The organism is Cedecea sp. AS113 (assembly GCF_037152415.1).
Classification (GTDB): Bacteria; Pseudomonadota; Gammaproteobacteria; order Enterobacterales; family Enterobacteriaceae; genus Cedecea.
Genome location: NZ_JBBCMI010000001.1, coordinates 205,677 through 226,372, shown reverse-complemented (window position 1 = coordinate 226,372; position 20,696 = coordinate 205,677). Strand labels below are relative to the sequence as shown.

18 protein-coding genes are annotated in these 20,696 nt (G+C 43.5%); all 18 read left to right on the top strand.

Annotated features, from left to right (window positions below; translation table 11 throughout):
- The first annotated feature begins 1 nt into the window (after nt 1).
- The 18 genes from wcaM (at nt 2) to gndA (ending at nt 20,644) form a co-directional block, all read left to right on the top strand.
- Nucleotides 2-1,426 carry a colanic acid biosynthesis protein WcaM gene (gene wcaM, locus WFN87_RS01165; RefSeq protein WP_336981523.1) on the top strand — a complete coding sequence of 475 codons (1,425 nt, stop codon included), beginning with the start codon at nt 2-4 and terminating at the stop codon, nt 1,424-1,426.
- Nucleotides 1,427-1,600: 174 nt separating this feature from the next.
- Nucleotides 1,601-2,500, top strand: coding sequence for a UTP--glucose-1-phosphate uridylyltransferase GalF (gene galF, locus WFN87_RS01160; protein WP_336981521.1), 900 nt, complete (start codon nt 1,601-1,603; stop codon nt 2,498-2,500).
- 395 nt (nt 2,501-2,895) lie between these two features.
- Complete coding sequence (gene rfbB, locus WFN87_RS01155) at nt 2,896-3,981, top strand: dTDP-glucose 4,6-dehydratase (RefSeq protein ID WP_336981520.1); 1,086 nt, start codon at nt 2,896-2,898, stop codon at nt 3,979-3,981.
- Nucleotides 3,978-4,874, top strand: a complete 897-nt coding sequence (gene rfbD, locus WFN87_RS01150) for a dTDP-4-dehydrorhamnose reductase (RefSeq protein ID WP_336981518.1) — start codon at nt 3,978-3,980, stop codon at nt 4,872-4,874. Before rfbB ends, rfbD begins: the two co-directional genes overlap by 4 nt.
- Before the next feature lie 57 nt (nt 4,875-4,931).
- Complete coding sequence (gene rfbA, locus WFN87_RS01145) at nt 4,932-5,810, top strand: glucose-1-phosphate thymidylyltransferase RfbA (RefSeq protein ID WP_336981723.1); 879 nt, start codon at nt 4,932-4,934, stop codon at nt 5,808-5,810.
- A 3-nt stretch (nt 5,811-5,813) separates the two neighbouring features.
- On the top strand, nt 5,814-6,362 hold the full coding sequence (rfbC, locus tag WFN87_RS01140) for a dTDP-4-dehydrorhamnose 3,5-epimerase (protein WP_311888953.1): 549 nt from the start codon (nt 5,814-5,816) through the stop codon (nt 6,360-6,362).
- Nucleotides 6,363-6,367: 5 nt separating this feature from the next.
- Entirely contained in the window at nt 6,368-7,342 is a 975-nt protein-coding gene (locus WFN87_RS01135; protein ID WP_311888954.1) for a CDP-6-deoxy-delta-3,4-glucoseen reductase, read from the top strand.
- Between the two features lie 15 nt (nt 7,343-7,357).
- On the top strand, nt 7,358-8,131 hold the full coding sequence (gene rfbF / locus WFN87_RS01130; protein ID WP_038481303.1) for a glucose-1-phosphate cytidylyltransferase: 774 nt from the start codon (nt 7,358-7,360) through the stop codon (nt 8,129-8,131).
- A 4-nt stretch (nt 8,132-8,135) separates the two neighbouring features.
- Nucleotides 8,136-9,215 carry a CDP-glucose 4,6-dehydratase gene (gene rfbG, locus WFN87_RS01125; protein WP_336981513.1) on the top strand — a complete coding sequence of 360 codons (1,080 nt, stop codon included), beginning with the start codon at nt 8,136-8,138 and terminating at the stop codon, nt 9,213-9,215.
- A gap of 25 nt (nt 9,216-9,240) precedes the next feature.
- Nucleotides 9,241-10,554 carry a lipopolysaccharide biosynthesis protein RfbH gene (rfbH, locus tag WFN87_RS01120; protein ID WP_311888956.1) on the top strand — a complete coding sequence of 438 codons (1,314 nt, stop codon included), beginning with the start codon at nt 9,241-9,243 and terminating at the stop codon, nt 10,552-10,554.
- Nucleotides 10,555-10,614: 60 nt separating this feature from the next.
- On the top strand, nt 10,615-12,321 hold the full coding sequence (locus WFN87_RS01115; RefSeq protein WP_336981508.1) for a thiamine pyrophosphate-binding protein: 1,707 nt from the start codon (nt 10,615-10,617) through the stop codon (nt 12,319-12,321).
- On the top strand, nt 12,322-13,269 hold the full coding sequence (locus WFN87_RS01110; protein WP_336981506.1) for an SDR family oxidoreductase: 948 nt from the start codon (nt 12,322-12,324) through the stop codon (nt 13,267-13,269).
- A 26-nt stretch (nt 13,270-13,295) separates the two neighbouring features.
- Nucleotides 13,296-14,660, top strand: a complete 1,365-nt coding sequence (locus tag WFN87_RS01105; RefSeq protein WP_336981503.1) for a hypothetical protein — start codon at nt 13,296-13,298, stop codon at nt 14,658-14,660.
- 60 nt (nt 14,661-14,720) lie between these two features.
- Nucleotides 14,721-15,731: a glycosyltransferase family 2 protein gene (locus WFN87_RS01100; RefSeq protein WP_336981501.1), complete on the top strand. Its 1,011-nt coding sequence runs from the start codon at nt 14,721-14,723 to the stop codon at nt 15,729-15,731.
- Between the two features lie 41 nt (nt 15,732-15,772).
- The gene (locus WFN87_RS01095; protein ID WP_336981499.1) at nt 15,773-16,903 is read left to right on the top strand and encodes an EpsG family protein; all 1,131 of its coding nucleotides are present in this window, start codon (nt 15,773-15,775) and stop codon (nt 16,901-16,903) included.
- Between the two features lie 85 nt (nt 16,904-16,988).
- A complete protein-coding gene (locus WFN87_RS01090; RefSeq protein WP_336981496.1) occupies nt 16,989-18,050 on the top strand; it encodes a glycosyltransferase family 4 protein in 1,062 nt (353 codons plus the stop codon).
- 51 nt (nt 18,051-18,101) lie between these two features.
- Nucleotides 18,102-18,992, top strand: a complete 891-nt coding sequence (locus WFN87_RS01085; RefSeq protein ID WP_336981494.1) for a glycosyltransferase — start codon at nt 18,102-18,104, stop codon at nt 18,990-18,992.
- Nucleotides 18,993-19,234: 242 nt separating this feature from the next.
- A complete protein-coding gene (gndA, locus tag WFN87_RS01080; protein ID WP_336981492.1) occupies nt 19,235-20,644 on the top strand; it encodes an NADP-dependent phosphogluconate dehydrogenase in 1,410 nt (469 codons plus the stop codon).
- Nucleotides 20,645-20,696: the final 52 nt, after the last annotated feature.

Here is a 20,696-nt window from a genome sequence, read left to right as displayed (position 1 = left end):
TATGTCGAAAAGCAATTCACTGAAGCATCTTCCTTTCTCTGCGTCTCGCCGCAAACTGCTCGCCGCAGGCTCTGCGTTAGCGGCGACATCCCTTATTCCCGGTACGGTAAACGCCATTGGCCGGGGAACACAGGTAAACATCAAAGATTTCTACCAGACCGATTGGATCGCCGCGTTTAACAAGGCGTTTGCCGCAGCGGATGTGGTTGAAGTCCCGGCAGACGTTGTCTGTGACAGCATGAATACCGCCATTTTTATGCCGCAGGGGAAAACGCTTCATGTGGCTGGTGGGCTGAAAGGGAATGGCAAAGGGCGATTTGTACTGCAGGATAGCTGCCAGATAGTCGGGGAGGGAAAAGGGCGATTTAACAACATCACGCTGGATGTGAGGGGATCCGACTGTACGATCAAGGGCATAGATATGAGCGGGTTTGTCAATGTGGCGCAGATTTACATTGGCGGGAAAGATAACCGGACTATGCGCAATCTGACTATCGACAACATCACGGTACATGATGCCAACTACGCCATCCTGCGGCAGGGGTTTCACAACCGGATGGAGAATGTGCGTATCACCAACGGCCACTTCAGCCATCTGCAAGGGGATGCCATTGAGTGGAATGTGGCGATCAACGACCACGACCTGCTGATTTCCGACCACGTTATTGACAACATTAACTGTACTAATGGAAAGATTAACTGGGGAATAGGTATTGGGCTGGCGGGCAGCACATATGACAATAATTATCCCGAAGATCAGGCGGTAAAAAACTTCGTTGTGGCCAACATTACCGGCAGCAACTGCCGGCAATTAGTCCATGTTGAGAATGGGAAGCATTTCCTTATACGTAACGTAAAGGCGCGCAATATTAATCCGAGCTTTAGCCGCACGGCAGGGATTGATAACGCAACCGTGGCAATATATGGCTGCGATAACTTTGTCATTGACGATGTGGATATGGTTAACAGCGCCGGGATGCTGATTGGTTATGGCGTCATTAAGGGAAATTACCTGTCTATTCCGCAAAACTTTAAGTTAAGCGATATTAAACTCGATAATAGCGAACTGAGTAGCCCTCTGCGCGGCATTCAGATCTCATCCGGGAACGCAACCTCCTTTGTGGCACTGAATAACATCACACTCAAGCGCGCCTCGCTTGAGTTTCATAACAAACCTCAGCACCTTTTCATGCGAAATATCAACGTAATGCAGCTTTCTACGGCAGGACCAGCCCTGAAGCTGAACTTCGACCTCCGCAAGGATGTGCGCGGCAAGTTCATGGCCAAAGACGGCACGCTGCTGTCGCTGGCGAATATTCACGCAGTAAATGAAAGGGGGCAAAGCTCGGTAGACATAGACCGGATCGATCAGCTGCACGTCAACGGTGAGAATCTTAATTTTACGCTCTCAAAAGTAAGTAAATAATAATGCAACCCCTTTTACGACAATTCTGAGTCAACGAAGGCTGAAATAGCGGCATTGACATATTTCGTTGACACTTCTATGGCGCTAGCATGAATCATTCGTTTAATAAATTCATGCTGGCATCAGAGCACGAAAAGACTATAATCTTCCAACCATTTAGAGGTGGGACTAAGAATGACTAATTTAAAAGCAGTTATCCCGGTAGCCGGTTTGGGCATGCATATGCTGCCTGCCACTAAGGCGATTCCTAAAGAGATGCTGCCTATCGTTGATAAGCCGATGATCCAGTACATTGTCGACGAAATTGTTGCCGCTGGTATCAAAGAAATCGTGCTGGTAACCCACTCTTCCAAGAATGCTGTTGAAAACCACTTCGACACCTCATACGAGCTGGAAGCCCTGCTTGAGCAGCGCGTTAAGCGTCAGCTGCTGGCCGAAGTCCAGTCTATTTGCCCGCCAGGCGTCACCATCATGAACGTTCGTCAGGCCCAACCGCTTGGGCTGGGGCACTCTATACTTTGCGCGCAGCCTATCGTGGGTAACAATCCTTTTGTTGTGGTACTGCCGGATGTTGTGCTTGATGGTGCTAGTGCCGACCCGCTGCGCTATAACCTGGCTGCCATGGTGGCTCGCTTCAATGAAACGGGGCGAACTCAGGTTCTTGCTAAGCACATGCCAAATGAAGATCTGGCGGCATATTCTGTAATCACCACGAAAGAACCGCTGCAGAATGAAGGGCAGGTGAGCCGTATGGTCGAGTTTGTTGAAAAACCTGACCAGCCGCAAACGCTGGACTCCGATCTTGCAGCCGTTGGACGTTATGTCCTTTCGGCTGATATTTGGCCGTTGCTGGAAAAAACAGAACCGGGTGCATGGGGACGTATTCAGCTCACGGATGCCATCGCGGTATTGAATGAAACTCAGCCGGTTGAAGTGACGCAGATGACCGGCGAGAGCTACGACTGTGGTAAGAAAATGGGCTATATGCAGGCGTTCGTCCAGTACGGGCTGCGCAACCACAAGGAAGGCCAGAAGTTTCGCGAAAGCATTCAGAAGCTGCTAGCTAAGGCATAAGTTCTGTTTTAAGTCGCTGTCATGGAGGAGAGCGGGGTAAACGGTGGCATGGCGTTCAGTCTTAGGCTGGCTTTGAACGTTGAGCCGCCGTTTTTGCTTTATAAATAAACAATGAAGTTTAAGATTTTCATAGGGTTATCATTTTTTTGGTCGTTCTGTATAGACCAAATTTTTCCTTGAGAATCGCTGTGTGAAATATAAAATCGTGGCGATTTCTGACACGCAGTACCGGAAGGTACGCGATTGCCCATGTTTGCAGTGCACTGGTAGCTGTTGAGCCAGGGGCGGTAGCATGGTCTATAGCCATACCATATGTGATAAGCACAGCCATGAGATATATTACATTTCAGGGCGTTATAGAAGTGTAATGCTAAAATTATAGAGAGACTGCTCAAGTGAAAATTCTTGTTACCGGCGGTGCGGGTTTTATCGGCTCAGCCGTTGTCCGCCACATCATAAATAACACCCAGGATAGCGTAGTTAACGTAGATAAATTGACCTACGCCGGTAATTTGGAGTCCTTAGCAGACATCGCCGCGAATCAGCGTTATCACTTTGTTCAGGCAGATATCTGCGATGCAGCCGCCATCGACCGCATTTTCCATGAACATCAGCCTGATGCCGTCATGCATTTGGCAGCTGAAAGCCATGTAGATCGCTCTATTACCGGCCCGGCGGCATTTGTTGAAACAAACATTATTGGCACTTATGTCCTGCTGGAAGCTGCACGTCGATATTGGTCTGAACTGAGCGGCGAGAAAAAATCTGCTTTCCGTTTCCATCATATTTCCACCGATGAAGTTTACGGCGATCTGCCTCACCCCGATGAAGCAGGGCAGGGCGAGGCATTACCTCTGTTTACTGAAACGACTGCCTATGCGCCAAGCAGCCCATATTCTGCTTCTAAAGCCTCCAGCGACCATCTGGTTCGCGCCTGGCTGCGTACCTATGGTCTACCGACGGTTGTCACCAACTGCTCAAATAATTATGGTCCGTTCCATTTCCCTGAGAAACTGATCCCGCTGGTTATTCTTAATGCGCTCGACGGAAAGCCTTTGCCAATATACGGCAAAGGCGATCAGATTCGCGACTGGCTTTATGTTGAAGACCATGCCCGCGCGCTCTATACCGTGGTGACTCAGGGGAAAATTGGCGAAACCTACAATATCGGCGGGCACAATGAGAAGCAAAATCTGGAAGTCGTACACACCATCTGTGACCTGCTGGATGAAATCGTGCCAAAGTCTGGCTCATACCGTGAACAAATTACTTATGTTGCTGACCGGCCTGGGCACGATCGCCGGTATGCAATTGATGCTGAAAAAATTTCTCACGAACTGAGCTGGAAGCCGCAGGAAACGTTTGAGTCGGGTATTCGTAAAACGGTGCAGTGGTATTTAGATAACCAGCAGTGGGTGGGGAATGTGAAAAGCGGCGCCTACAAGAGCTGGATCGAAGAGAACTACGGTGAGCGCGAATGAATATTCTACTCTTCGGTAAAACAGGGCAGGTCGGCTGGGAACTGCAGCGCGCACTGGCGCCGTTAGGCAAAGTTACCGCACTGGATGTTCGTTCAGAAAAGTTCTGCGGCGATTTCAGCAACCCTGAAGGTATCGCTGAAACCGTACGCCGTATTAAACCAGATGTCATCGTCAATGCTGCAGCCCACACGGCCGTTGATAAAGCAGAATCAGAACCCGAATTAGCACGACTGTTGAACGCAATAAGCGTTGAAGCTATTGCTAAAGAGGCTGCAAAAATTGGTGCATGGGTTGTCCATTACTCGACCGATTATGTTTTTCCCGGTGACGGTGAAACACCCTGGAAAGAAACCGATGAGACGGCACCGCTGAATGTCTACGGTAAGACCAAGCGTGAGGGTGAAATAGCGTTACAGACACATTGCCCTAATCATCTGATTTTCAGAACCAGCTGGGTTTATGCCGCTAAAGGCAACAATTTCGCGAAGACCATGCTGCGCCTGGCAAAAGATCGTAAAGAACTTTCTATTATCAACGATCAAACAGGTGCCCCAACTGGTGCCGAATTGCTGGCAGATTGCACGGCTCACGCCATTCGAATTGCGTTAAAAAAACCTGATGTCGCAGGTCTATATCATCTGGTTGCTTCCGGCTCGACAACCTGGTACGACTATGCCCAATTAGTTTTTGCTGAAGCTAAAAAAGCAGGTGTTGATTTGGCTGTCACGAAAACGAACCCTTTGCCAACATCTTCTTACCCAACACCCGCGCGCCGACCGTCAAACTCTCGATTGGACAATGCCCGGTTCCAACAGATATTTGGTTTGGTACTGCCAGCTTGGGATCTCGGAGTAAAACGCATGCTGACAGAGTTGTTTACGGCAAACGCATAGTTTTTCAGTAACGTGTTTGACCTGGGATGGGTGAAACACATGAGTAGAGAAATGAACATGATTTCACGCAAAGGCATCATTCTGGCCGGGGGTTCCGGCACTCGTCTTTATCCGGTAACTATGGCAGTGAGCAAGCAGCTGTTACCTATTTACGATAAACCGATGATCTACTATCCCCTCAGTACGCTAATGCTGGCGGGTATTCGAGACATCTTAATTATCAGTACGCCGCAGGATACGCCACGCTTTGAACAATTGTTAGGTGATGGCAAGCAGTGGGGGCTCAACCTGCAATATAAAGTGCAGCCAAGTCCTGACGGGCTGGCACAGGCCTTTATTATCGGAGAAGAGTTTATTGGCAAGAGTGATTGTGCATTAGTGCTGGGCGACAACATTTTCTACGGGCACGACCTGCAAAAGCAGCTGGAAAATGCAACTGTCAAGAAATCTGGTGCCACTGTCTTTGCCTACCATGTTAATGACCCGGAACGTTACGGTGTGGTGGAATTTGATAAAAGTGGTAAGGCCGTATCGCTTGAAGAGAAACCGTTGGAGCCTAAAAGTAACTATGCGGTAACGGGATTATATTTCTACGACAATAAAGTAATAGAAATGGCAAGAAAACTGAAGCCATCCCCGCGCGGTGAACTCGAGATTACCGACATTAACCGGCTGTATATGGAGCAAGAGACACTCTCTGTTGCTATGATGGGGCGCGGATATGCATGGCTTGATACCGGTACTCACCAGAGCCTGATTGAGGCCAGTAATTTTATCCAGACTATTGAAGTCCGCCAGGGGCTCAAAGTCGCCTGCCCGGAAGAGATCGCCTTCCGTAAAGGGTTTATTGACGCCCAGCAGGTCAGGAAACTGGCTGAACCCCTGTCTAAAAATGACTACGGCAAATATCTCCTGAAGATGGTCAAAGGTTTATAAGTCATGAACGTAATAAAAACGGCAATACCAGAAGTTCTGATCTTTGAACCTAAAGTGTTCGGTGATGATCGCGGTTTCTTTTTTGAAAGTTTTAGTCAGCGTATTTTCGAAGAAGCTGTTGGGCGCCAGGTGGCTTTCGTGCAGGATAATCATTCGAAGTCCCGTAAAGGTGTTCTGAGAGGTTTGCATTTCCAAAAAGGCGAACACGCGCAGGGTAAATTAGTCCGCTGCACTGCCGGCGAAGTATTTGACGTTGCGGTTGATATTCGTCAAGGCTCAGCAACGTTTGGTCAGTGGGTTGGCGTTCATCTATCTGCGGAAAATAAACGCCAGCTGTGGATCCCCGAAGGCTTTGCGCATGGTTTTGTCACGCTGAGTGATACCGCTGAATTTTTATATAAAGCAACTCAATACTATGCCCCTTCCGCTGAAGGAAGCATTCTGTGGAATGACGAGAGTATTGGTATCGATTGGCCAATCTCTCAACCACCAGAATTGTCAGCAAAAGATGCTGTAGCGCCAGTGTTACAGCAAGCTTCATTATCAGAGTAAAAAACGTGTCTCACATTATAAAAATATTTCCCTCAAACATTGAGTTTCCTGGCAAAGAGGATGAATCGATTCTCGATGCGGCGCTTTCAGCAGGTATTCACCTTGAGCACAGCTGTAAAAACGGCGATTGTGGTATTTGCGAATCTGACCTGCTTGCCGGGGAGGCTATCGATACCAGTGGCAGAGTATTCGGCCACGGGGAAAAAATACTGACTTGCTGCTGTAAGCCCAAAACAGCTTTGGAGCTTAAGGCGCACTACTTCCCGGAACTGGCTGGGCAAGTAAAGAAAATCGTTCCTTGCAAAGTGAATAGCGCCGAACTGGTTTCTGCAGATGTTATCAGCCTGAAGCTGCGCATGCCGCCTACTGCAAAAATGGGTTTCCTGCCTGGGCAGTATATTAATTTGCAATATAAAGGCGTGACACGTAGCTATTCAATTGCTAATAGCAATGAGGCCGACGGCGTTGAGCTTCATATCAGAAATGTACCCAATGGCCAAATGAGCACGCTTATTTTCAGCGATCTGCAAGAAAATACGCTGATGCGAATTGAAGGGCCTTGCGGGACGTTCTTTATCAGAGAGAATGAGCGGCCGCTTATTTTCCTGGCCGGTGGTACTGGGTTTGCACCGGTAAAATCAATGGTTGAACATCTTGTGCGGAATAACAGTACGCGCGAGATTCATATCTACTGGGGCATGCCGCAGGGAAATGACTTCTATTCACCGCTGCCACAGCAATGGTGTGAACAGCACGACAACATTCATTTTGTTCCAGTGGTTTCAGGCGAAGATGCAAACTGGAACGGGCGTAAAGGATTTGTCCATCACGCCGTAATGGATGATTTTGATTCCCTTGAGTCCTTCGACATTTATGCATGCGGGTCGCCTGTCATGATCGATGCCAGTAAAAAGGACTTTATGACTAAACATCTCTCCGTAGAGAACTTCTATTCTGATGCCTTTACCGCATCGAAATAAAATTGAGGGCAAGACATGAAAGCGGTGATTCTGGCTGGTGGACTTGGAACCAGATTAAGTGAAGAGACAATTGTAAAGCCAAAACCGATGGTTGAAATCGGTGGCAAGCCAATTCTCTGGCACATTATGAAAATGTATTCCGCCCACGGTATTAAAGATTTCATTATCTGCTGTGGTTATAAAGGCTATGTGATTAAAGAATATTTTGCGAACTACTTCCTGCACATGTCCGATGTCACATTCCATATGGCAGAAAACCGCATGGAAGTTCACCACAAGCGTGTTGAACCATGGAACGTCACTTTAGTAGATACCGGCGATGCTTCAATGACCGGTGGCCGTCTGAAACGCGTTGCAGAGTATGTAAAAGATGATGAGGCTTTCCTGTTCACCTATGGAGACGGTGTCGCCGATCTGGATATCAAAGCGACTATTGATTTCCATAAGTCGCACGGTAAAAAAGCCACGTTAACGGCAACCTTCCCACCGGGTCGTTTTGGCGCGTTGGATATTAACGCGGGTCAGGTTCGTTCGTTCCAGGAAAAACCGAAAGGTGACGGCGCGATGATCAACGGCGGCTTCTTTGTTCTGAATCCTTCCGTCATCGATCTCATCGACAACGATGCAACGACCTGGGAGCAGGAGCCTTTGATGGCCCTGGCAAAACAGGGTGAACTGATGGCCTATGAACACACCGGCTTCTGGCAGCCAATGGATACGCTGCGTGATAAGACTTACCTGGAAGGCCTGTGGGAAAAAGGTAAAGCTCCGTGGAAAACCTGGGAATAGTTGAATGATTAATCAAAACTTTTGGCAGGGGAAGCGAGTCTTCGTTACCGGCCACACAGGTTTTAAAGGAAGCTGGCTTTCACTATGGCTGACTGAAATGGGCGCAGAGGTAAAAGGCTACTCGCTAGCGGCGCCTACAGACCCAAGCCTTTTTGAAATCGCACATCTTGATGACTTCATGGAGTCAGAAATTGGCGACATCCGTGATTTTGAAAAGCTACGTGGATCTATTGCGGCGTTTAAGCCCGAAATCATTTTCCATATGGCGGCTCAGCCGCTGGTCCGTCTCTCTTACGAACAACCGATTGAAACCTATTCGACCAATGTGATGGGCACCGTTCATCTGCTCGAAGCGGTGAAACAGGTTGGGGGAGTCAAGGCCGTGGTTAATATCACTAGCGATAAATGCTATGAGAATCGCGAGTGGGTTTGGGGCTATCGTGAAAATGAAGCGATGGGCGGATATGACCCTTACTCGAACAGCAAAGGCTGCGCCGAGCTGGTTGCCTCCGCGTTCCGTAGCTCATTCTTTAACCCGGCAGATTATGATAAACACGGCGTCGGCCTGGCTTCGGTCAGAGCGGGTAACGTGATTGGCGGCGGTGATTGGGCAAAAGATCGTTTAATTCCTGATATTTTGCGTTCTTTTGAAAATAACCAGCAGGTTGTTATTCGTAACCCGCACTCTATCCGCCCATGGCAGCATGTTCTTGAGCCGCTGTCGGGCTATCTTGTCGTGGCTCAGCATTTATATTCCGATGGTGCGAAGTTCTCCGAAGGGTGGAATTTTGGTCCACGTGAAGAAGATGCAAAAACCGTCGAGTTTATCGTCTATAAGATGGTCGGGCTTTGGGGGGAGGGTGCAAGCTGGCATCTGGATGGTGAAAACCATCCTCATGAGGCACATTATCTGAAGCTGGATTGCTCGAAAGCACACATGCAATTAGGCTGGCAACCTCGTTGGGGGCTGGTTGAAACACTTGGTCGCATCGTTAAATGGCATAAAGCATGGATAAACGGCGAAGATATGCTGGCTTGTTCAAAGCGCGAAATCCATGACTACATGACCACCACTATTAGTTAAGAAATAAGTAACAGGAATCTGAGCAATGACAGCAAATAACCTGCGGGAACAAATCTCCCAACTCGTCGCCCAATACGCAGATGTGGCACTGAGCCCAAAACCTTTTGTGGCAGGTGCAAGCGTGGTGCCTCCATCAGGTAAAGTTATTGGTGCCAAAGAACTCCAGCTGATGGTAGAGGCTTCCCTGGACGGATGGTTAACGACCGGCCGTTTTAACGATGCTTTCGAAAAGAAACTGGGGGAATTTATTGGTGTCCCTCATGTTTTAACTACCACTTCCGGTTCTTCTGCAAATTTACTCGCACTGACCGCATTAACGTCGCCAAAACTGGGCGATCGCGCCCTGAAACCGGGCGATGAAGTGATTACCGTGGCGGCCGGTTTCCCAACCACCGTTAACCCTGCGATTCAGAACGGCCTGATCCCTGTATTTGTTGACGTTGATATCCCAACCTATAACATCGACGCTTCCCTGATTGAAGCTGCCGTTACCGAGAAATCAAAAGCAATCATGATTGCTCACACGCTCGGCAACGCGTTCAACCTGAGCGAAGTTCGTCGCATTGCGGATAAATACAATCTGTGGCTGATTGAAGACTGCTGTGACGCGCTGGGTACGACCTATGATGGTCAGATGGTTGGCACTTTCGGTGACATTGGTACCGTGAGTTTCTACCCGGCTCACCACATCACCATGGGTGAAGGTGGCGCTGTGTTTACCAAATCCGGTGAATTGAAGAAGCTGATTGAGTCCTTCCGTGACTGGGGCCGTGACTGCTACTGTGCACCAGGCTGCGATAACACCTGTGGCAAGCGTTTTGGTCAACAGTTGGGTTCTCTGCCGGAAGGTTACGACCACAAATACACCTACTCTCACCTGGGTTACAACCTTAAAATCACCGATATGCAGGCTGCCTGTGGCCTGGCTCAGCTGGAGCGCGTGGAAGAGTTCGTCGAACAGCGTAAGGCTAACTTCGCTTATCTGAAGCAAGCGCTACAGTCTTGTGCTGAGTTCCTGGAGCTGCCGGAAGCAACCGAGAAATCTGATCCATCATGGTTCGGTTTCCCTATTACGCTGAAAGAAACCAGCGGCGTAAACCGTGTTGACCTGGTGAAATTCCTGGACGAAGCCAAAATCGGCACCCGTTTGCTGTTTGCAGGTAACCTGACTCGCCAGCCTTACTTCGCAAACGTCAAATATCGCGTTGTGGGTGAGCTGACGAACACTGACCGCATCATGAACCAAACCTTCTGGATTGGTATCTACCCAGGCCTGACTACCGACCACCTGGATTATGTGGTTAGCAAGTTCGAAGAATTCTTTGGTCTGAATTTCTAATTTTTAATTAAAAAATGACGAACCAGAGGCATTCTGGTTCGCCTAATTTCTGAGGTTATAATGAAAGCTTCTGATGCTATTGCTGAAGTGCTTAGTGCGAATCATGTCGATTATGGCTTTGAGCTTATTGGTGGAATGATTGCCCATCTTGTCGATAGTATTAATGTTCTGGGCAAAACCAAAATGATCTCTTTGCACCATGAGCAAGCGGCAGCATTTGCAGCAGGCGGTATCGCTCGTGCTACAAACAATCAGAAATTAGGATTGGCGCTGGGTACGAGTGGACCTGGAGCAACAAATCTTATTACGGGTATTGCAGACTGCTGGCTCGATAGTTGCCCATGCATTTTTATAACGGGTCAGGTAAATACTAATGAGCTAAAATTAGAAAGGAATATCCGCCAGCAGGGATTCCAGGAGCTGGATATTGTTAGTATTGTTAAAAGCATTACTAAGTTTGCACATCAAGTAACATGCAAAGAAGAAATCATTCCAGTGCTACAACAGGCTATCGACACAGCTAAGAGTGGTCGCCCTGGACCGGTGTTGATAGACATCCCGATGGATCTGCAGCGAGCAGAATTACCTGACGATATTATTGATTACTTGACCGATAAAAAAGAAAAGAAAAATGCCAAAAATAATAACACGAAGGTATTTTATGAAGTACTGAAGCTATTTTCCAGCGCTCAGAAGCCAATGTTCCTTATTGGAGGCGGGGCAATTAACGAGCCTCATTTCATCACATGGCAAAAAACTATCTCTGAGTCTGACCTACCTCACGTAAGCAGTCTGAAAGGAAGTGAAAAAACGCGTCAACGGCCTGCTTACTATGGAATGATTGGTAGTTACGGTACGCGAACCGCCAACTATGCCGTACAAAATTGCGATCTGCTCATTGTGCTCGGCAGCCGTATGGATGTGAGACAAACGGGGGCTGATACCGCTGATTTTGCACGAAATGCTAAAATCATACAAATTGATCTCGATGAAGCCCAGTTAGGAAACAGAGTCATCGGTGATATTAATGTCAATTCAACCTGCGAAGATTTTTTTGTGGCACATTTGCAATATTTAGAAGAGCAAAGTCACATAGAAAAAAAAGCATGGCGGCTTGAGCTGGATACGCACTGGAAGAAAAATTACCAGGATGAATATACAGATTGGTCAATTAGTCCATTCCAAATATGTCAAACCCTTAACAAAGCGTTTGAAAATAAACCTGTACATTATGTCGCAGATGTAGGCAATAACCAGATGTGGGTTGCTCATTCTTTACTGCTGGGAGAAAAGCAAGCAATTCATCATTCTGGCGGTCTTGGCGCTATGGGATTTGCTATCCCAACGGCCGTTGGCGTTGCCTACGCTGCTGAATGCCCAACGGTGATATTAACCGGTGATGGTGGTGCGCAATTGAATATTCAGGAGCTAGATATTATTGCCAGAGAGCGCCTTCCTGTATTGACAGTTGTCTTCAATAATCAATCGTTAGGAATGGTTCGTGCATTCCAGGAAATGTATTTTGATGGGCGCAATGACTCGACTTTCTGGAGCGGATACAGTTCATCCTTCAGCAGTATTGGTAAAGCTTATAATATTGAGTCATTCGCCACTGCCGATCTGACCGAGTTTACGGGCTACATTAGTAATTTCATCAAAAATCCTAAGCCAATGCTTATTGAAGTTTCGATGAGCGATGCTCGGGAGTGTCGCCCGAGACTTGCATTTGGAAATCCAATTGATAAACAGTATCCGGTGAAAGATTGAATGATGAACATTGCCATATTAGGTGCAACCAGTCAAATAGCTCAAGATTTACTTAGGCAATGGGCTGAAACTAACAGTACTCATTTTTTGACGCTATATTCCAGGCGGCCAGAAAAGGTTTTTGGATTTATGAAGGAAATAAATTGGGCTTCCTCATATAATTCCTATGACATTGCCGATTTTAGTCATGAAGATAAACCTTTCGATGCGATAATCAATTTTATTGGTCAAGGTAAACCAATAAATATCGTTGAAAATAGTTCAGAAATAATGAAAGTCACAGAACTATATGACAACATGGTAATGAACTATCTATCATTACATCAAAACTGTAAATATTTGTTTTTAAGTAGTGGTGCCGTATATGGATCTGTTTTCTCTGAGCCTGTTACAGAACAAAGCATGGCACAAATACCAATTAATGGACTTAGTGAAAATAATGCATATGCAATTGCCAAGTTATACGCGGAAGCAAATCATCGGCTGAATAAAGATAAACAAATTGTCGATATTCGAGTTTTTAACGTATTTAGCCGTTATCAAAGCCTGAATACTGGTTTTTTTATTACAGACATTGTTAGTGCGATTAAAAACAAAAGTACTTTGACAGTATCGCCGTCTCATATGGTGAGAGATTATCTGCATCCCGAAGATTTTCACCAGCTTATTGAAGCCATCTTGACTTATGAAGAGCATGTTAATATGGCGGTTGATTGTTTTTCTAAAACCCCAGTAGATAAACTTGAGCTGTTAAATTTTTGTGAGCAGAGATATGAACTCAAATGGCGCGAGGAAAAAGATAAAAATATAATAAACGCAACAGGATCTAAAAGTAATTATTACTCTAAAAATAAATCAGCTACCAAGTTTGGATTTGAGCCTCGTTATACATCATTAGAATCAGTGCAACTTGAAATTGATGCGCTTATTGGTTCTTATAATATTTAAATGATTAATAAATCAGTGAAGCATAAATGATAATTTTTTTTAAAAAAATGACTCAAAAGCTCGGTATCGATTTTGATATTGGTAATACCCTCTTACTAAGATTATGGTCGACGGTATCAGGCGCATTACTTGTGTTGATTATCCCTTTCTTCTTATCGACACCTGAACAAGGTTATTACTTCACTTTTGCCAGTCTTATTGGGATGCAGATATTTTTTGAGCTTGGCTTTAACTTTGTCATTACTCAAATGATTAGTCATGAGATGGTAAATATAAAAATAACTGATGAGAAGTTAGAGGGTAAAGACAGTTCCATCAGTAGAGTTTATTCGCTTATATCCATGTTAGTTAAATGGTATGCCGTTATTTCATTATTGTTTTTTGTTACTGTGTATTATGTTGGTCTTCACTTTTTCAATACTAATGGTTCATTGAATAAGTCAGATTGGAATTATGCATGGCTCGGCATTGTGTTCTTCTCATCGTTAAATATATTCGCTAGTCCATTTTTGTCGGTGTTGGAAGGAATGGGACTTGTTGGTCGTGTTGCGCGTTTGCGGCTATATCAATCAATTGCCGGTTATCTCAGTCTTACTGTTTTATTATTTTTTAATTTTAAATTAAACGCTATTCCTGTTATTTCTGGCATGGCAGCACTATTTAGTTTAATTTATATACTTAAGGTAAAATTCAATATACTCTTTTCACCCGTATTTAAAATGTGGAAAGAAGATGTTAAAGATAATGTTCGTATTTCATGGCGTCATGAAATATTTCCATTTCAGTGGCGGATAGCCATTAGCTGGATAAGCGGTTATTTTATATTTCAACTTTTCAATCCATTGGTTTTTTCAAATCAAGGTGCTGTTGAGGCTGGCAAGTTGGGGCTTCTACTTACAATATTTTCCACGATACTAACGTTATCAATGAGCTGGGTAAATGCAAAAATACCGTCGATGTCTAGATTGATATCATGCGGCAATAGAGTAGAGTTAAATATACTGTTTAAAAACATATTCATATGTTCACTTGCCTTTAATGCCTTGTTATCTCTTCTGTTCGTAGTGTCGGTTAAGGTTATGATATGCATGGGGATACCGTTGGCTGATAGAATTTCAGGCTTTAATACTGTAGTGTCAATTGCCATTATAAATATTATTAATCATATAATTTTTTGTTTAGCATCATATATGCGTGCACACAAAGAAGAACCACTGCTATTGAACTCAGTAGTTACTGGTGTTTTGGTGGCGGTGTTTGCATATTTTATGTCTAAGCACAGTGTATTTATCATGATTGGCAGCTATCTGGCCATACTTGTTGTAGTCACTTTGCCGTGGGTTTTAATCTTATTTAGACAGTATCACAACCGGAATGTTTTGCCTGATTGAAATTGATGAATAATAAAACTAATATTGTTCTGAGTAATTTTAAGCTAAAAAAGGTGTGTCGTGTATAAAAACGGAATAGAAATAACCATAGCCATTCCAACTTACAACCGAGTTGATAGAGTAAAAAAACAACTGGGAAGGCTTCTGCCACAATTATCGATAAACGACAGAGTTATAATTTCAGATAATGCCACACCAGGAGACGAGCTAAGAGTTATTGTTGAATCTTTTCATGATGATCGAATAGCTATTCGTCAGAATAAAGTTAATATTGGTGCTAATGCTAACATAATAAGATGTTTCGAATATGCTGACACTGAATATCTATGGCTGCTCAGTGATGATGATGAAATAGTGGCAGATGCATTAGATATTATTAGAACCACAATTGTAAAATATAATGCGGATTTTTATAATTTCTCGACTGATTTGCTTTCCACTTCTAGAGAAAATACGTTATGTAATAATATTGAGGAGTATATCGACTCTATCGGGTCAGGGATAAGTAATCATTTATTGATCTCTAATAATATCTATAAAATTAAGAGTGTCTTACCATATTTGACGCTAGCATTTTGGGGGGCATATATTAATGCACAGCATCTTGTCCCCGTATTTGCGGCATTACAACACGGGGCAACCATATTTTTAAGTAGCGATAACATCGTGAAGTGGGGTAGTCCAGAAAAAAATGGTGCTGGAGGTTGGCGTTTTGCAAATCTGTATAATTTACTATTTCTTCCTGATGTTATCTCTGCATCAAAAATTAGAAAAAAGGCAATAAGATCGGTAATGAGTTCTCTCCCTGCACCTGAAAAATTACTGGCTCAACTCGCATATTATAAAATTGGTACAGATGACAACGAAAAAATTGACTCCTATGCCCGACGTATTCTCAATATTTATGCCGAGTATGGTAGCTTCAGCTTGAAACTAAGAGCACGTATGCTGAAAATTTTAATAAGATTCCCTACCACGTATCTTAATATTTTGAATGTTGTATTTAAACGTATAAAAAATGACACAATATACAGTTATTTGCAGAAAGGTTCTTTCGAGTTTTATATCTAACTGATTTTTTCTGTTTGCAGAGTATATTACGCGGTGATTGTATGCTTTTTTATATTGTGGCTGGATTTTTGGTTTTATTTTGCTGCCTTGAAATTTCATTAAAGATAATGAATGCAGGCACTCAATCATTTGTCAAGATTGGACGTAGTATATATTTTCGGTTGGGTTATTTTCTTGTTTTTCTTTTTTTAATAATTTTTTGTGGATTAAGGGCTGAGGGTGTTGATCACGACTATCCAGAATATTTGAATATGTTGGTGCAAGTGCCAGCATTTCCGGCTGTGCTATCCGCTGATTTATCAAATGTTCATGGCGATCCTATATTTTATTTCATTGCATCACTCGTTAATTTGATTGGTGGTGAGCCCTATTTGTTATTTCTAATTTTCAGTTTGTTGTCTTTATCTTTGTATCGCTGGTGTTTTATAAAGTACTCATGCCTTCCTTTTTTGTCTTTATTAATATATTTTTGCCATGCCTTTCTAAATAAAGAAATGACCCAGATTAGAAATGGTTTATCTTCGGCACTATTGTTGGTTATGTTGTGTTATTTAAGCGAAAGAAAAAATTTAAAAGCTACCGCGTTTTTATGTTTTTCTTTTTTGGCTCACTCTTCGGGTTTGGTTGGCATTCTGTTATACGGTAGCAGATTCTTTTCTCAAAAAAGAAATTCAATTTATTGCATTGGAATACTGATTTCATTTTTTTTCTATTTCACATGGCATCAAATTTTCGCACTTTTACCTCAAAATATTGGGGTTGTCCAGAAAACATACCAATATATAATGTGGGATGCTTACAATTATTCGCTTTCGTTATTTAATCCAATTCTTTTAAGGATGATATTTTATTTCGCATTGTTTTTATATGTGAAAAGAGCGATTGGATTGAGTGATAAACTGAATGTGTTTTTATTTTCTTATTTTTTGTCTATCTGTTTCTATATTGCATTCAATGATACTGCTATTCTAGGTGCGAGAACTGCTAGCACATTGTCTTGTTCAGAATTTATTCTTATACCTGCTATTATAAATAGACTTATAGAATGCAAGAGGACGGCACTGGCTATTATTGTTTTCCTTACAACTGTGATCGTTAGTTTAGCCCTCTTATGTATTAATTTAGAAGTTAAAGATATTTTTGACGGATATAGAATGGTGGTTTCTAATTGATTTTTATCTATGCACGTTAAGAAAAATCACATGGTAATAACATGACATTCATAATGTGTATATAAAATATTATTTAGGTATTAATGTGAAAAAGATTGCTGTAATTATACCCTCAGTTCAAAATGTTGGTCCAGTACGTGTTGCATATGACATAATAGAACAATTGCAGAATAAATATTCAGTGACATCTAACGTAGTTTATTTCGAAGTTTTCTATTTGGACAACAAAGGCAATATGCAATTCCCTTGCAGTCAAAGGAAGTTGACGATTAAAAATTTTCACAAATTGTATGATTTTGATGTTATTCATTCACACATGATTCGGCCAGATTTTATTAACGCCATAATCCCCTTTTTCAAAGGGAAGAAAGTTTCTACCATTCATAATATTGTGGAAACTGATCTTTTTTATACTTATGGCAAAGTTGTTTCATTTGTTTTTAGTAAAATCTGGGGATCGATTTGGCGTCATTTGGACACTAAAATAGTTTTGACAGAAGTTGCAAGGGAGTATTATATAAAAAAAATAAAAATTAAGGGGAATGAAATTGAAGTAATCAACAATGGCGTCAAACCTTTAAATAAAACATCTACTTTTGATAAAGATATATTCGACGCGGTAAGTAACTTCAGATCTAAAGGACTAAAGGTTTTAGGCTCGATTGCACTTTTTAATAAAAGAAAAGGATTGGAGCAGATTATTAGAGTGCTTGCAATTGACTCTGAATTGTCCTGTGTAATTATTGGGGATGGCCCAATAATGAATGAATTGAAATCGCTCAGCGAATCACTGGATGTTGTTGATAGAGTCTATTTTACTGGTTTTAGAGATAATGGAAAGGAGCATATATTTCTGTTCGATTGTTATGTCATGCCTAGCCGGGAGGAAGGTTTTCCGCTGGCATTAACTGAGGCTTTAAGTAGCAATGTCGTGACCGTGTGTTCAGACATACCTGTTTTTGAGGAAATATTAGATTACAACACGACCACATTCTTTAAATTAGACGACATCATTTCATTAAAAAAAGCTGTTCATCATTCTATTAGCAACTCACAGAGATTAGCCAATGCAGCAAAGATTAAGTTTGATACGGCTTATACGCGAGAAATTATGGCTGATAAATACTTAGATATATATCTTAAGTAAAGCGGAACTTTGCAATTTCTTATAATTTTCTAGCATTTGGAGTGCTTTATTGTGTCCAGCGTCGTAGTTTTGCTTGCAGCATATAATGGAATGGAATGGATTGAAGAGCAAGTTCAGTCCATATTAAATCAAAAAAATGTTGTATTAGATATCTATATAAGTGTTGATGTTTCCACTGACGGTACGGAGATTTTTTGCACTGGCTTGGCTGAAAAATATGATAATATTCATATGTTGCCGTATGGTGAAAGGTTTGGAGATGCTGCAAGTAATTTTTATCATTTAATAAAGAATGTTGATGTAAGTCGTTATGATTTTATATCGTTCTCTGACCAGGATGATATATGGTATGAAGATAAAATCTCCAGAGCGGTAGCTAAATTGTCCAGTGGGGAATACGCAGGCTATTCAAGTAATGTGCTTGCTTTTTGGGCGGATGGAAGGACAAAAATAATAAATAAATCACAGAAGCAGGTTCAATATGATTTTTTATTTGAATCAGCGGGTCCTGGTTGTTCGGTTGTTGTTAATAAAAATATTGCATGCGCATTTAAAAAAGTGCTTATAGAAAGTGATGAGATAAAGAAAATTGAGTATCATGACTGGTTTGTCTATGCACTCGTGCGAAGTTCTGGATGTAAATGGTACATTGATGCATTGCCCACTATGAAGTATCGACAGCATGAGCGCAACCAAATAGGGACTAATAATAGTTGGCGAGCTGCAATGAAACGTATATCTATGATTCGAAGCGGTTGGTATAGAAGTCAAGTAAAAAGAACGATAAATGTACTGTCTATACATGATCAATTCTTATCGCGATGCCTATCAGAGCGAAGTTTAAGCTCGCGTATCCTGCTGCTTAAAAACATTAATAAAATAAGAAGGAAATTTTCTGAGCGAGTTTTTTTCTTTGTTATTGTTGCGATAGGTTTTTTCTAGTTGCGAAAGAGAACGTCAATTTAATCTATTTAATATTATACGTTAAAGGTGATTTTAATTATAATAATTCTAAATTCGTAGTTTCTGGACAGATTATTTAATATTACAATTATTCGTTTCTAGCTAAGCACTTTGAGCTGTTAGAGTATGAACAGGCACTTATTCATCATATGATGAAGGGGATTAGCACCGAGACCCGTTTAGTGTTAATAGTATAACTATCTAAAAGACAGGAGTATGTAATGTCCAAGCAGCAGATCGGCGTTGTTGGTATGGCCGTGATGGGGCGCAACCTGGCGCTGAACATTGAAAGCCGTGGTTATACCGTTTCCGTATTCAACCGCTCCCGTGAGAAAACTGAAGAAGTTGTCGCGGAGAACCCGGGTAAGAAACTTGTTCCTTACTACACCGTAAAAGAGTTCGTTGAGTCTCTTGAAACACCACGTCGCATCCTGTTGATGGTGCAGGCGGGCGCTGGCACCGATGCTGCCATCGACTCCCTGAAGCCTTATCTCGATAAGGGCGACATCATCATTGATGGCGGGAACACCTTCTACCAGGACACCATTCGCCGTAACCGTGACCTGTCGGCTGAAGGCTTTAACTTCATTGGGACCGGCGTGTCCGGCGGTGAAGAGGGCGCCCTGAAAGGCCCATCCATCATGCCTGGCGGCCAGAAAGACGCGTACGAGCTGGTTGCTCCAATTTTGACCAAAATCGCTGCGGTTGCTGAAGACGGCGAGCCTTGCGTAACGTATATCGGTCCTGATGGTGCTGGTCACTACGTGAAGATGGTGCACAACGGAATCGAATACGGCGATATGCAGCTGATTGCAGAAGCTTATTCCCTGCTGAAGCACGGTCTGGATCTGTCTAACGAAGAGCTGGCTGAAACCTTCACCGAGTGGAACAAAGGTGAGCTGAGCAGCTACCTGATCGACATCACCAAAGATATCTTCACCAAGAAAGATGAAGAAGGGAAATACCTGGTTGATGTGATTCTGGACGAAGCGGCCAACAAGGGTACCGGGAAATGGACCAGCCAGAGCTCCCTGGATCTCGGTGAGCCGCTGTCCCTGATCACTGAATCCGTATTCGCGCGCTATATCTCTTCTCTGAAAGAGCAGCGTGTGGCGGCCTCTAAAGTGCTGAGTGGCCCGCAGGCCAAGCCATTCACCGGTGACAAAGCTGAGTTTAGCGAGAAAGTTCGTCGTGCACTGTACCTGGGTAAAATCGTATCTTATGCTCAGGGCTTCTCCCAGCTGCGTGCCGCGTCTGAAGAGAATAACTGGGATCTGAACTACGGTGAAATTGCGAAGATTTTCCGTGCGGGCTGCATCATTCGTGCTCAGTTCTTGCAGAAAATCACCGATGCCTATGCTGAAACGCCAGCTATTGCGAACCTGCTGTTGGCCCCTTACTTCAAGAAGGTTGCCGACGATTACCAGCAGGCCCTGCGTGATGTGATCTCTTACGCTGTGCAGAACGGTATCCCAACGCCGACCTTCTCCGCGGCGATTGCCTACTACGACAGCTACCGCGCAGCGGTTCTGCCGGCTAACCTGATCCAGGCTCAGCGTGACTATTTCGGGGCGCATACCTATAAGCGCACGGACAAAGAGGGCGTCTTCCACACCGAGTGGCTTGACTGATTCTTTTCACGATCTGATAAAAGGCCCTTCGAGGGCCTTATTTATATTTGAG